The organism is Chelatococcus reniformis, assembly GCF_014640075.1.
GTDB lineage: Bacteria > Pseudomonadota > Alphaproteobacteria > Rhizobiales > Beijerinckiaceae > Camelimonas > Camelimonas reniformis.
On sequence record NZ_BMGG01000010.1, the window covers coordinates 154266 to 168170 of the forward strand.

Annotated in this window: 11 protein-coding genes; 8 read left to right on the plus strand and 3 right to left on the minus strand. The window is 67.2% G+C overall.

Annotation, left to right across the window (positions count from 1 at the left end):
* Positions 1-2: 2 nt before the first annotated feature.
* Positions 3-875 carry a branched-chain amino acid ABC transporter permease gene (locus tag IEW34_RS25320; RefSeq protein WP_188612016.1) on the minus strand — a complete coding sequence of 291 codons (873 nt, stop codon included), beginning with the start codon at positions 873-875 and terminating at the stop codon, positions 3-5.
* Between the two features lie 10 nt (positions 876-885).
* Positions 886-2025 (minus strand): ABC transporter substrate-binding protein, encoded by a 1140-nt coding sequence (locus IEW34_RS25325; protein WP_188612017.1) that lies wholly within the window; start codon positions 2023-2025, stop codon positions 886-888.
* A gap of 357 nt (positions 2026-2382) precedes the next feature.
* On the opposite strand from IEW34_RS25325, the gene IEW34_RS25330 reads away from it, so the two are divergent.
* From IEW34_RS25330 to cofH, 5 genes are all read left to right on the plus strand, one after another.
* Positions 2383-3405: an AraC family transcriptional regulator gene (locus IEW34_RS25330; protein WP_188612018.1), complete on the plus strand. Its 1023-nt coding sequence runs from the start codon at positions 2383-2385 to the stop codon at positions 3403-3405.
* 150 nt (positions 3406-3555) lie between these two features.
* Positions 3556-4866 carry a phenylacetate--CoA ligase PaaK gene (gene paaK / locus IEW34_RS25335; RefSeq protein WP_244642204.1) on the plus strand — a complete coding sequence of 437 codons (1311 nt, stop codon included), beginning with the start codon at positions 3556-3558 and terminating at the stop codon, positions 4864-4866.
* 32 nt (positions 4867-4898) lie between these two features.
* The gene (locus IEW34_RS25340; RefSeq protein WP_188612020.1) at positions 4899-6017 is read left to right on the plus strand and encodes a TIGR03617 family F420-dependent LLM class oxidoreductase; all 1119 of its coding nucleotides are present in this window, start codon (positions 4899-4901) and stop codon (positions 6015-6017) included.
* Between the two features lie 471 nt (positions 6018-6488).
* Positions 6489-7130 carry a 2-phospho-L-lactate guanylyltransferase gene (cofC, locus tag IEW34_RS25345; protein ID WP_188612021.1) on the plus strand — a complete coding sequence of 214 codons (642 nt, stop codon included), beginning with the start codon at positions 6489-6491 and terminating at the stop codon, positions 7128-7130.
* A 22-nt stretch (positions 7131-7152) separates the two neighbouring features.
* Positions 7153-9585 (plus strand): 5-amino-6-(D-ribitylamino)uracil--L-tyrosine 4-hydroxyphenyl transferase CofH, encoded by a 2433-nt coding sequence (gene cofH / locus IEW34_RS25350; RefSeq protein ID WP_244642205.1) that lies wholly within the window; start codon positions 7153-7155, stop codon positions 9583-9585.
* Here the strand turns inward: cofH and IEW34_RS25355 are convergent.
* Positions 9562-10590 carry an NADPH:quinone oxidoreductase family protein gene (locus IEW34_RS25355; RefSeq protein ID WP_188612023.1) on the minus strand — a complete coding sequence of 343 codons (1029 nt, stop codon included), beginning with the start codon at positions 10588-10590 and terminating at the stop codon, positions 9562-9564. The two genes, cofH and IEW34_RS25355, sit on opposite strands and share 24 nt — an antisense overlap.
* 81 nt (positions 10591-10671) lie before the next feature.
* On the opposite strand from IEW34_RS25355, the gene IEW34_RS25360 reads away from it, so the two are divergent.
* From IEW34_RS25360 to IEW34_RS25370, 3 genes are all read left to right on the plus strand, one after another.
* Entirely contained in the window at positions 10672-11766 is a 1095-nt protein-coding gene (locus IEW34_RS25360; RefSeq protein ID WP_188612024.1) for an AraC family transcriptional regulator, read from the plus strand.
* Positions 11767-11970: 204 nt separating this feature from the next.
* Positions 11971-13134 (plus strand): transporter substrate-binding domain-containing protein, encoded by a 1164-nt coding sequence (locus tag IEW34_RS25365; protein ID WP_188612025.1) that lies wholly within the window; start codon positions 11971-11973, stop codon positions 13132-13134.
* A gap of 5 nt (positions 13135-13139) precedes the next feature.
* Positions 13140-13730 (plus strand): ANTAR domain-containing response regulator, encoded by a 591-nt coding sequence (locus tag IEW34_RS25370; RefSeq protein WP_188612026.1) that lies wholly within the window; start codon positions 13140-13142, stop codon positions 13728-13730.
* Positions 13731-13905 lie beyond the last annotated feature (175 nt).

Genomic DNA, 13905 nt, shown 5'->3' on the forward strand with positions numbered 1-13905 from the left:
GGTCAGACCCGCTCGACGGCCCGGCCGCCAAGGATCCCCTGGGGCCGCAGGAATAGAACACCGAGGAGCACGACGAAGGCGAAGACATCCTTGTACTGCGAGGAGATGTAGCCAGCGCCAACGGCCTCCAGCAATCCGATCATCAGCCCGCCGAGAACTGGACCGGCCGGGTGGGTGAGGCCGCCGAGCACGGCTGCGGCGAAGCCTTTGACCGCCAGCAGCGTCCCCACGTCGAAGCTGGTGAGCGTGATCGGCGTGATGAGGATGCCGCCGAGCGCTCCGATCAGCGCCGATATGGCAAAGGTGAGGCCCACGATGACCCGTGGGTTGATGCCGGCAAGCTGCGCCGCGAGCCGGTTGGCGGCGGTCGCGCGGATGCCGCGACCCAGCTTGGTCATGCGCAGGAACAGCCAAAGGGTCAGGACGATCGCGACGCTGCCGGCCATCACGACGAGGCCCTGTGTCTGTACCGAGGCGCCGCCGAGGTCGAGCGTCGGCGTTGCGAGCAGCGGTGGCAGGGTGTGGAATTCCTTTCCCATGCCGACCGAGGCGAGCCCGCGGATGAAGATCGAGGCGCCTATGGTGATGATGATGACGACGATGGGGCTTGCATCGCGCGCCGGCGCTACGGCGAGCCCGTAGAGCAGGATGCCGGTCACGACCGTCGCGACGATGGCAAGCGATGCGGCGGGCAGAGGAGCCAGCCCCGCTGCTACCGCCGTCGCCGAGATCATGCCGCCCAGCATGACGAACTCGCCCTGGGCGAAGTTGACGACCTCGGAGGAGCTGTAGACCAACGTGAAACCGATGGCGACGAGCGCATATATGGCGCCGACGGTCAGGCCGGAGAAGAGGATCTGCAGGGCCGTGGCCATGGTCGGATGATCAGTCCACCACTGCCCACTTGCCGCGTTTGACCTCGAGCATGCGGAAGGCGGAGAGATCGATGCCCAGATGATCGGTGGGCGACATGGTGATGATGCCGACGGTGGCCACGTAGCCCTTGGTCTTCTCCAACTGATCGCGCACCTTGGCCGGATCGGCGCTGCCGGCCCGCTTCATGGCGTCGACGAGCAGTAGGAGGCCGTCGTGGGCATAGCCCCCGAAGGTGCCCACAGGCTTGCCGGTCGCCTTTTCGATCACCGCCGTATAGTCGAGCAGGACCTTCTTCTGCGGATCGCTGTCCGGCAGTTGCTCGGCGACCAGGAGCGATGGTCCGGGTAGTCGCACCCCCTCCGCCGCCGGCCCGGCGAGCTCCAGGTAGCCCTGTGTCGCGGCGCCGTGGCTCTGGTATAGCGGCATGCCCAGGTTGATCTGGGCAGCGTTCCGGGTGACGATCGCCGGCCCCTGGCCGATGTCTGCGTTGATGACCGCCTTGAGGCCAGGCAGCGCCTTGATGCGGGTGAGTTGGGCCGTCATGTCGCTGTCACGCGGCCCGTAGCTCTCCTCGGCGAGAATCTTGATGCCGTACTGGCCGGCCACTGACCTGCATTGCGTCACCATCGACTTGGCGTAGCCGCCCTGTCCGGCGATGAAGGCGGCATTGGTGAGGCCGCGCTGCTTGAGATCGGTAAAGATCTTGGCGCAGGCCATGCGGTCCGTGTGGGGTGGCTTGAACACCCATTTGCGGACCGGATCGATGATGTCGACGCCGCCCGACAACGATACGAAGGGGATGCCTGCTTCCTCGAACACGGGGATCATCGCCAGGGAGTTGCCGGTGCCGGTGCCGCCGACAACGGCGACGACCTGATCCTGCTCGACGAGACGCGTGGCGAACGTGCGCGAGTTGCTGGCGTCGCTCCCGTCGTCGTAGATGATCAGACGGATCTTCTCGCCGTTCACGCCGCCCGCATCGTTGATGCGCTTTGCATAGACCTCGAGTGTCTGCTTTTCGGGCTCGCCCAGGAACGAGGCCGGTCCGGTCGTCGACAGGACGCTGCCGATGAGGATCTCGCTCCGCGCCGCAGTCGCGAGCCCGGGAGCCATGAGGACAGCGCACACCAATGCCCGGATCGGCTTCATCGTTCCTCCCTGTCGTTCTTGCGCACCGCGTTATGACGGCGAACTGCCGATGCCGGCTGTGGGCGGACGCCTGAAGAGCGAAGCTCGGCTCAGGCCGCCTGCCACCCATGAGGATGCGCAGTGGAGACCGTTTGGGGAGGACCAAAACTCTCCATGAAAGGGACGGTTTCAATCACGTCGGGCGCTTGCCCCGTGACAAACTTTACGCCCAGCCAAGCGCGCGATAGGCTGAAACTGACAGCGAGGGTCATGCGATAGCTTGCGGCCGCAAGGAGCACGGCATGTGGGCGCAAGCTTGGAGCGCTGAATGGCTGATGAATAAAGCTCGGCGTGCCGGAGCAACAGTAGGATGAGCCGGTGCCGACATCCTGCTCCCACTATTTCGGCGAAACCATCCGCGGCGCGCAACGCGTCGGTATCGACGGGGAACTGCTCCTCGCCAACGTCGGGCTGACACGCGAACAGGTGTTCGATCCGCAGTGGCGCGGGAATGTGGAGCTGCTGGCCCGTCTTGTCCAACTGGTCTGGTTCGCGACCAAGGACGAGTTCATGGGACTCGTCGGCCGGCCCGCCAAGCTCGGCACGTTCGCCATGATGGCGCATTGCATCATCGCCGAGCCGTCGCTCGATGCCGCGATCAGAAAAGGCGTCCTCTTCTACGACCTGTTCACAGACGATCTGAAGATGAGCCTTGATGTCAAGGGCGATACTGCAATTTTTACCGTCAAATTCGAGCATCCAGAGCTCGATCCCGAACACTACTTTCTCGAATTCTGGCTGATGATCTGGTACCGCATGATCAGCTGGATGGGTGGGGGACTGCCGCCCCTGTTGCGTGCCACCTTCGCCTATCCGCGGCCGGGCAAGTACGTAGAGGAGCTGAAGCACGTCTTCCGTTGTGGCTATCTCTTCGATGCGCCGACCACATCGCTCTGGTTCGACGCGCGCTTTCTGCGGCAGCCGGTGGTGCGCAGCCGCGATGAGCTGAAGCGCTTTCTCTCCGTCGCACCGCTCGGCTTCATGATGATGCCGGAGGACGAGGCGAGCCTGTCGCGCAGGGTTCGCAGCATGTTGCTGGCCGGTGGCACCCTGCCGCTCAACTTTCCGACCTTCGAAGAGGTGGCTACAGCGATGCGGACCAACGAGCAGACGCTGCGGCGGCGGCTGAAGCAGGAGCTGACTTCGTACAGAACCATCAAGGAGTATATCCGGCGCGACCTCGCTATCCAGAAGCTGATGGAGAGCCGGCTGCCAGTGCAGGAGATCGCTTATCTGCTCGGTTACTCGGAGCCTCGCGCCTTCACGCGCGCCTTCCAGCAATGGACCGGTTCCAGCCCGATCCGGTACCGCACGCGCCTGCACCAGCAGTTTCGACCCTGAGCCATGCGTCACGCCGCCGCGAGGCTCGCCTTGACCGGTCAGGTGAGCTCGCGCGTCAGTTTTCGTCCTGTCCGGCCCGTGCCGGCGGCCCATAGAATCACGGCCAAAGATCCCGGACCGACGACGAACGGTGCGGGCCGGGAGGATATAGTGCAGCAAGCCAGCGGATTGCTCCGGAGCGCAGGGTTCGAGCCGATCGAAACCGCGAGCATCGACGAACTGCGCGCTCTTCAGTGGACGCGGTTGAAGCGGGCGTTGCGCTATGCCTACGACCATATGCAGGTTTACCGGGCGAAGTGTGACGCGATCGGTGTCCATCCCGACGATCTCAAGCAGTTTGCCGACCTCGCCCGTTTTCCCTTCACCACCAAGCAGGACTTTCGCGAGAACTATCCGTTCGGCATGTTCGCGGTGCCCGTGGACAAGCTGGCGCGGATCCATGCCTCGAGCGGCACGACAGGCAAGCCCGTCGTCGTCGGCTATACCCAAAAGGACCTGGAGCTGTGGGCCAACCTCGTGGCCCGCACCATCTATGCGGCGGGCGGCCGGCCGGGGGACAAGGTGCACGTTGCCTATAATTATGGGCTGTTCACGGGCGGCATCGGCTCGCACTACGGTGCCGAGCGACTCGGCTGCACGGTGATTCCAATGTCAGGCGGCCAGACGGAGCGGCAGGTCCAGCTGATCTGCGATTTCGACCCGGACCTGATCATGGTGACGCCGTCGTATCTCATCAACATCGCCGATGAGATGGAGCGGCAGAGTATCGATGCGTCCAAGCTTGCTCTGCGCGCCGCGGTGGTCGGCGCCGAGCCCTGGACCGAGGCGATGCGCGCCGAGATCAACCGCCGTCTCCACATGCGCGCCCGCGACACCTACGGCCTGTCGGAGGTGATCGGACCGGGTGTGGCGCAGGAGTGCGCCGAGACGGAGGACGGCCCGACGCTCTGGGAGGACCACTTCTATCCCGAGGTGATCGATCCCGAGACCGGGAAGGTGCTGCCCGACGGCGAAGCCGGCGAACTGGTTCTCACCTGCCTCACCAAGGAGGCGCTGCCGGTCATGCGCTACCGCACCCGGGATCTCACGCGCCTGCTGCCCGGTACGGCCCGGACCATGCGGCGTCTGGAGCGGGTGACAGGGCGGTCGGACGACATGCTGATCATCCGTGGCGTCAACATGTTTCCGTCGCAGGTCGAGGAACAGGTGCTCGGAATCGCCGCGCTCGCGCCCAATTACCTCATCGAGGTGCGGCGCGAGGGTGCCATGGACGCGCTCAGCGTCCACGTCGAATTGCGCGAAGCCGCTGCGGCGGATCCGGTCGCGGTGGTGCAGGAGCTCCGGCACAAGATCAAGACCTTTGTCGGCGTGTCCGCCGACATCGTGATCGCGCCGCCGGGCTCGCTGGCCCGCTCCCAGGGCAAAGCGGTGCGTGTGATCGATCGCCGCCGCGCCTCGTGATTTATCGTGCATCGCCCGAGAGGAGACGATCGTTGCGCCTTGAAACCCTGCTTCCGCTCGGCAAAGTCGATCCGGGTCTGCGGACGCCCGAAACTCCGCTCGACATTTCGTCCGTCGCCGCCAGCGCGCGGCTGCTCGAGGAGATCGGCTACGACGGTTTGGTCGTCGAGGAGACCAAGGACGACCCCTTCATCATCATGGCCTTGGCCGCGCAGGCCACCACGCGTCTGAAGCTCGGGACGGCCGTCGCCATAGCCTTTCCGCGTAGCCCGACCGTCACCGCCATGAGCGCGTGGACGTTGCAGAAGCTGTCCAGGGGGCGGTTCACGCTCGGCCTCGGCCCGCAGGTGAAGGGCCATATCGAGCGGCGCTTCGGCCTCAAATGGTCACCCGCTGGCCCCTGGATGCGTGAATACGTCGGCGCGCTCAGGGCGGTGTGGGAATGCTGGCAGAACGGCACGCCACTCGACGTTAGAGGGGAGCACTACAATCTCAGCCTGATGGTGCCGCTGTTCAACGCCGGCCCTATCGAGCATCCCGATATTCCGATCCACCTGGCGGCCGTCAACACGGTCATGTGCAAGGTCGCCGGCGAGGTGGCCGACGGCGTCCGGCCGCACCCGGTCTGTACGCCGTCTTATATCGAAAAGGTGATGCTTCCGGCGGTGCGGGCGGGCGCGGACAAGGCCGGTCGGGGCCTCGATGACTTCAAAGTCTGCATGAAGCCGCTCGTCGCGTCGGCTCGCACCCGGGAAGAGCTTGCGCCAAAGATCCGCGACGCACGGGCGCGCATCGCCTTCTACGCCTCGACGCCGGCCTATGCCGCCGCTTTCGAGCACGTCGGTCTCGGCGGTCTCGCCGAGACGGCAAAGGTGTTCTCAAAGGAGCAGCGCTGGGAAGAACTCCCCAAGCTCATCACCGACGAAACGCTCGACATGTTCGCCGTCATCGGCACCTACGATACCGTGGGCAAGCAGTTGGCCGAGCGCTTCGGCAAGCTTGTCACCAATGTCGAATTCTCGATCGCCGTTCAGACCGAACAGGACCGCGAGACGCTCGCGTCGATCGCCCGCGACATCCAGTGCGACGAACGGCTCGATGCGCGGCCCGCGATTCTGGGGCAGGCCGCCCCGGCCTTCAATCGGCGGTGAACGAGGTCATCGGACTGGGCAGATGCTCTCCAAATTGTGGAAGCTGGCGGGCCTCTCCAGCGGTTGACGAGTCCACCTGACGGCCAAGCGCTTCATCGCCGGCTGAAACTGGGAAACTAGCTTTCGTGCTCTTGCAAGCCTATGAATCGAGCCTCGTTTTGGAGACCGCTTGGCAGCGCATGGTTGCCATCCGCGGCATGGGAATTGCCTAGCCCCTGCGCTAAAGTTGGCGGCCCAGCGGGGGGCTCGCATTGACGGTTCGGGCCATGGTCGGCGATGGTGATCGAGAGGTATTGGCGTTGCAGAATGTCTCGGCCGAACAGCTGGGCTCGTTCGAACCGCTCGCCGCGCGATGAGCTGGTGAGCGGCAAGGAAGGAAAGGCACGCCGGGTGGTGCTCGCGTTCAACGGAACGCTGACGCGCGGACGCACGGTCCGCATCTCCATCGTCGACCGCGACGGGTAGAGCCGCATGTGGGCCATCGTTCCGATCAAGCGATTTGCCGAAGCCAAGCAACGCCTGGCGCCGCTGCTCTCGCCGGCGCAGCGCGCGGGGCTGGCGCGGCATATGGCGGAGGGCGTCCTCACGGAGCTCGGGCGCCTGCACTGGCTCGATGGCGTGCTGGTTGTGTCCGCGGAAGCTGGCCTGTCGAATCTCGTGCGGAGGCTCTGCTTCGAGCCTTTCGACGACGCCGGCGCCGGGCTCAACGCGGCACTCGATGCGGCCGGGGCCCGGCTCGCCGGTCGAGGCATCGACGAGACGGTGATCGTCCATGCGGATCTGCCGCTGTTCCATGCGGGTGCGCTCGAGCATGCCGCCGCTTTGCACCGGCGCGGGGGCGCGCGGCGCATGACCATCGTCACCGACTTGCGCGGCGGCGGCACCAACGTGCGCTTCTGCCGCCCGGCCGCCGCCGTGTCCGCCCACTATGGCGAGGGCAGCGCGGCGCGGCATCGGGCGGCGGCGCAGGCGGCGGGTCTCGCGGTCGAGACCGTCACGCTGCGCGAACTCTCATTCGACTGCGATACGCCCGACGATCTTCGCATGGCCTACGGCAACCGTCTTCCCGGCAGCGCAGCGTTCGGCGCCCATCGCGCCCCGTCGGCCGCCTGAGGTGTCCAGCATGGAGCCGAACGTGACATTGCGATCCCAGGCTCCTGCAAGCGCGCACGCGGCCCGATCCGCCGAGGCGGTCCCGGCCGATCTGGCACGGCCCACTGCCGCCCTTTCGGCCGAGGCGCGGGCCATCCGTGATCGCGCCTTCGCCAACCGGATCACCTATTCGCGCAAAGTCTTCCTGCCGCTGACGCAGCTTTGCCGCGATGTTTGCCATTACTGCACCTTCGCCAAGGCGCCGCGGCACCTGAAGGCGCCGTATATGGGTTTCGACGAGGTGCTCGCCGTCGCCCGCGCCGGCCAGGCGGCCGGCTGCGACGAGGCGCTGTTCACCCTGGGGGAGCGACCCGAGGCGCGCTACAGCGCGGCCGCGGACTGGCTGGGGGAGCACGGCTTTGCCTCGACCATCGCCTATGTGGCCGCGGCGGCCCGTGCCGTGCGGGACGAGACCGGGCTCCTGCCGCACATCAACGCAGGCACCCTGAGCGACACCGAGATCGAGATGCTGCGGCCGGTGTCGGCGTCCATGGGCCTGATGCTGGAGAGCGGCGCCGAACGCCTGATGCAGCCGGGCATGCCGCACCACGGCTCGCCTGACAAGGCGCCTCAGGCGCGCCTGGCCACCCTGCGCCGGCTCGGCGAGCATGGGGTCCCGACCACGACCGGCATTCTCATCGGCATCGGCGAGACCGAAGCGGAGCGCCTGGAGTCGCTTGCCGCGCTGCACGACATCCATGGGCGCTACGGGCACATCCAGGAGATCATCGTCCAGAATTTTCGCGCCAAGCCGGGCACGCGCATGCACGGGCACGCGGAGCCGACGCTGGACGACCTCGTGCGCACCGTGGCGCAGGCTCGGCTGCTGTTCGGCGGCGAGGTGAGCATCCAGGTGCCGCCCAACCTCAACCCGAATGGCATCGAAGCCATCGTCGATGCCGGCATCGACGATTGGGGCGGCATCTCCCCGGTGACCATGGATTTCGTCAATCCGGAGGCGCCCTGGCCGCACGTGGACGAACTGGCCGGGCAAATGGCGGCGAAGGGCAAGGCGCTGGTCCAGCGCCTCACCATCTATCCCGCCTACGCCCGCGAGCCGGCGCGCTGGCTCGACCCGGCGATGGCCCCCGCGGTGCTCCGGCGCAGCGACGCCGCCGATCTCGCCCGCGGCTGCGCCTGGAGGGCCGGCGGGACGGCGCCGCCCGCGCCTGCCATCATTGACGAGATCGTGCGCGGCGGCAGGTCCGCCGTTTCGCCGGAGGTGGCCCGATCCATCGATCTTGCCGCGACCGGCAAGCCGCTCGCGGTCGACGCCATCGAGCGGCTGTTCCAGGCGCGCGGCGCCGATCTCGCCTTCGTCTGCCAGGCAGCCGACGCCCTGCGCCGGGAGGCGGTGGGCGGTGTGGTGAGCTATGTCGTCACGCGCAACATCAACTACACCAACGTCTGCACCTACGGCTGCCGCTTCTGCGCCTTCTCCAAGGGCAAGACCCACGAGGACCTGCGCGGCACGCCCTACACCGTGAGCCTGGCCGAGGTCGGCCGCCGCACCGCCGAGGCCTGGGAGCGGGGTGCCACGGAGGTCTGCATGCAGGGCGGCATCCACCCGGACTATACCGGCGATACCTACCTTGCGGTGTGCCGCGCCGCCAAGGCGGCAAGCCCGCCCATGCACGTGCATGCCTTCTCGCCGCTCGAGGTGACGCAGGGCGCCCGCACCCTCGGGCTGCCGCTGGAGACCTTCCTGAGCCGACTGAAGGCCGAAGGGCTCGGCACGCTGCCCGGCACCGCCGCCGAGATCCTCGACGACGAGGTGCGGCAGGTGCTGTGCCCGGACAAGCTCACCACGGCCGAATGGCTGGCGGCCATCGAGGCGGCGCACCGGGTCGGCCTGAAGACCACGGCGACGATCATGTACGGCCACGTGGATCGGCCGGTGCATTGGGCCCGCCATCTGACCCGCATCCGCGCCCTGCAGGACCGCACCGGCGGTTTCACGGAGTTCGTGCCGCTGCCGTTCGTCGCCGCCGAGTCGCCGCTGTACCTCAAGGGCCACGCTCGCCCGGGGCCGACCTTCCGCGAGGCGGTGCTGATGCATGCCGTGGCGCGAATCGCCTTCCACGGTGCTATTCCGAACATCCAGGCGTCGTGGGTGAAACTCGGGCCCGTGGGCGTCCAAGTCTGCCTCGGAGCCGGCGTCAACGACCTCGGCGGCACGTTGATGAACGAGTCGATCACGCGCGCCGCCGGCGCCCAGCACGGCCAGGAGGCGCCGCCGGAGACCCTCGAGGCGTGGATCCGGGCGGCCGGCCGCACGCCGCGCCAGCGCACGACGCTCTACGAGTCCGCGCCGCCTGAGCGGCAGGCGCGCGCCCGGGGCGCTGCGCCGTTGGCGCCGCTGGTCAACGAGGCCTTCGTGCGGCCAAGGCGGTCAACCGTCGGCGGGCGACAGTAGGGCCGGCGAGCCGGGCATGGTGACCACGACCTTGCCAAGCGCGCTGCGGTCGCGCAGGCGGGCGATGGCCTCGCCGCCACGGGCGAGGGGGTAACGCGCGGTGATGGCGGGGGCGATGCGCCCGCTCTCGTAGAGGCGGAAGAGCTCGCGCTGGTTTGCCTCGTTGCCGGCGGCATGGGCCGTGGCGAAGGTGCGCCAGTTCACGCCCAGGATGTCGCAGGATTTCAGGAGCGGCAGGTTCAGAGGGACGGCCGGAATGCCGGCGGTGAAGCCCAGCACGAGATAACGGCCGCCTTCGGCGATGGCACGCAGCGCGGGCTCCGCGACAGGGCCGCCCACGGGGTCGACGATGATGTCGGCCCCAGCCGCGCCGACGGCGCCCTTGAGGGAGCGGGCGAAGGCGCGCCCCTCCTCGATGCCTGCCTGCTCAGGATAAACGAGGCCGTCGTCCGCCCCCTGCTCGCGCGCGAAGGCGAGCTTGTCGAGCGATGATGCGGCGGCGACCACCCGGGCGCCGAGCGCCTTGGCGATCTGGACGGCCGCGATGCCGACGCCGCCCGCCGCTCCCAGGACCAGCACTGTCTCACCCGCCACCAGGCGCCCCCGCGTGACGAGCGCGAAATAGGCGGTGGCGTAGGTGAACAGGAACACCGCTGCCTGATCGAGCGGCATCGCCGCCGGGATGCGCGTGCAGCGGCCGGCGTCGAGCACGATCTTTTCGGCCATGCCGCCCCAGCCGGTGCGGCCGATGACGCGATCGCCCGGCGTGAAGCCCTCGACGTTCGGGCCGACGGCCGCGACCACGCCGGCGACCTCGGCGCCGGGCGCGAACGGCCGCGACGGCCTGGCCTGGTAGAGATCCTGGATCAGCAGCAGGTCCGGGAAGTTTACGCCGCAAGCGGCGACCTCGATCAGCACCTCGCCCGGTCCGGGCGCCGGATCGGGCATCTCCTCGAGCGTCAGGGTCTCGGGACCGCCGACGGCGCGGCTCAACAGAACTTGCATGGGCGAGGCTCCCGCTCCACAAACGGCGCAACGGACGTTTCAACTCGTCGCAGGACATGGAACGAGCCGCTGCGGATCGAAATGGCAGGAACGCTCAAAACCATTGACCCGCGCCGCACGACCGGCGCCGGTGCGGCCGCGCCGCCACGGGCGCCGCGTGCCGGCGATCGGCGCGAGATCGATGCGGGCTATGCCGACCTGGTGATGAGCGGCGTGCGCCAGGCGGGCTACGACGGTGATGCCATTCTCCGCCGTGCCGGCATCGATCCGGCGATCCTCGCCGCCCCCCACGGCCGGCTGTCGCAACGGCAGTTCGCCGCGCTGATCTCGCTGCTGACGCGGCTGACGCGGGACGAGATCTGGCTGCTGTGCAGCCGCCCGATCAAGCCGGGCACCTTCCGCCTGATGTGCCGCCTGCTCGTGCGCTGCGCCAACCTGCGCGAGGCGATCCGCGCCGGCTGCCAATTCTACCACCTGCTGATCGACGACTTCACGGTGCGCTTTCAGGCCGACACCGGCGAAGGGCGCATCTGGCTCGTCGACAGCATCGGCGATGCCGAGCGGCGGCGGATGCTCAACGGCGCCGTGCTGTTCTTCGTTTATGGCCTGATGTGCTGGCTGGTGGGGCGCAAGCTGCCGTTGACCAGCGTCCACTACGTCTTCTCGGCGCGGCCGCACAGTGCCGAGCTCGAGCCGGTCTACGAGGCGCCGATCCTGTTCGACCAGCCCAGGACCGAGTTGCGCTTCGAGGCCGAGCTGTTGGATTTGCCGATCCTGCCCGACGAGGAGCGGCTGCGGCGCTTCCTGGCCGTGGTGCCGGCGACGCTCCTGGTGCGCTACCGCGACGACACCGGCATCCCGGAGCGGGCCCGCGCCATCCTGCGCCGCAACCTGGGCCGCAACCTGACGCTGGAGGACGTCGCGGCCCGGCTCCATGTCTCGCCGCAGACCCTGCGCCGCCGGTTGCAGGAGGACCAGCAGGGGTTCCAGGACCTCAAGGACAGGGTGCGCCGCGACGTCGCCGTGCACCTCCTGCGCAAGTCCCGGCTGTCGCTCGACGACGTCGCGGCGGCGCTCGGCTTTTCGGAGGTGAGCACCTTCCACCGGGCGTTCCGGCGCTGGACCGGGCAGACGCCGGGCGAATGCCGGCACGGCGGCCAAGGGGAGATCGGTTGACGCAATGCTTTGAGCCAAGTCGAGCGCGGCCGTGGCGCAAGATCAGGGCGTTGCGCCCAAGAATGAGGCGCCTTCGCCTGAAGATTGGTCATGATGCGCCTTGACGGCCGGGCGGCCTCTTCATAGCATTTTCCACGAAGAGCCAAGGGGGCTCTCGCCTTTCAACGGGCGAGAGCTCCCTTTTTTGTTGGGGAGCTGGCGTCGGTGTCAGATTCGAAAGAGCCACTGCGCATCGGCGCGCTGTATTCCCAGACCGGCCGGACAGCTTTCGTGGAGCGGACGCAGCTTAATGCAACCCTGCTCGCCATCGAGGAAATCAACGCGGCCGGCGGGATCTGCGGCCGCGAGGTCGTCCCCGTCACCGTCGACGCGCAATCCGATCCGCAGCGCTTCAGCCGCATCGCCGAGCATCTGCTCGACGAGGCTGGCGTCGCCATGCTGATCGGCTGCTACATGACCAACACGCGCCAGGCGGTCGTGCCCGTCGTCGAGCGCCGCGGGGCCGCCCTTGCCTATGCGGCCTGCTATGAGGGCTTCGAGTATTCGCCCAACGTGGTCTACGGCGGCGCCGTGCCCAACCAGCACATCCTGATGCTGGCGCGCCACCTCATGGCCAACGTGGGCAAGCGCTTCTACCTGGTGGGCACACGCTATACGTTCCCGATCGAATCCAATCGCGTGATGATGACCCTGGTCGCCGAGCAGGACGGGCAAACCGTCGCCGAACGCTACGTCAAGCTGGACGCCGAGCGCAGCGAGCTGGCGGCGATCGTCGGCGACATCAAGGCGAAGCGGCCGGACGTCGTCTTCTGCACGGTGGTGGGGGAGGCGGCCAGCCTGTTCTACCAGCTCTGCCGGGACGCCGGGGTCATGTCCGACACCGCCATCGCCAGCCTGACCATCACCGAGGCGGAGATCGCGCTCATGCCGGCCGGTCTGGCCGAGGGCCATTTGACCGCCGCGACCTACTTCCAGACCATCGGGACAGCCGCGAACCGTCAGTTCGTCCGGAACTACAAGGCCAAATTCGGAGCGCACGAGCCACTGAATGCGATGGCGGAGACGGCCTATGGCCTCACCCACATGGTGCTGGCCGCCGGCGCCCGAGCGGGATCCTTCGCTCCGGCGGCGCTGCGGGCCGCCCTTGGCGACCAGCCCTTCGAGGCGCCGCAGGGCACCGTGCGGCTCGATGCCGACAACAGCCACTTCTACCTTTGGCCGCGCATCGGGCGGGTGGAGGCCGACGGCCAGTTCGCCATCATCGAGGAGAGCCCGGTCGCGGTGAAGCCCGACCCCTACCTGATCAACCACACGCTCGCCGACTGCGAGCCGACGATCGCGTTCAACCTGCGGACGGCGCGGAGGTAGGCCCCGTGCTCAAAGCCCTTCGCGATATCCGCAGCCTTCGAGTCCACATCCTGCACCCCAAGGACCGGGAGTGCGACGAGCTTGTCGCCCAGGTGCGCCGCATCGGCTGCCGCGTGGAGGCGGTGTGGCCGCCGCAGGACGACATCCCGCCGGAGACCAACATCGCCTTCTTGCTCTTCCGGCAGGATATACTGACCGATTCCCTATTGAAGGCACTCGCCGACCGGCTGCCGGAGCTGACGCTGATCGGCATCGTCGAGTTCGAGAGCCCGGCGGTGATCGAGGCGGTGGTCCGCGCCGGCGCCAAGGCGGTCATTACCAAGCCGATCCGGCCATTTGGGCTGTTGACAAGTATGATAATCGCCAATACTCTATCTGAAAGGATTAAATCATCATCAGATAGATTAGCTAAGCTGCAAGCCAGGATAAATGGCTTGAAGCGAATCGAGCAGGCCAAGTCGATTCTGATGTCCAGAAAGGGCCTGTCCGAGCAGGATGCCTACGACACGCTAAGGGAGCGTGCGATGGCGAAGCGGACGACGATGGAGTCGATCTCGTCCGCCATTATCGAAGCGAACGAGTTCTTCGGTACGTAAGCTAGGTAGCGGCGGCGGTGGCCGGGACGAGCCTGCCATCCATCCATCCGTGCGGGACGGATCATTCGGTCTGACCCGTCGGGAACGCTTCCGATCTGACGCGGCGATGAAGTTGAGAATGCCATCACCGCAAATAGTAATCCGCCGTATCGTGTTGTCATGCGCGTTGATGTGA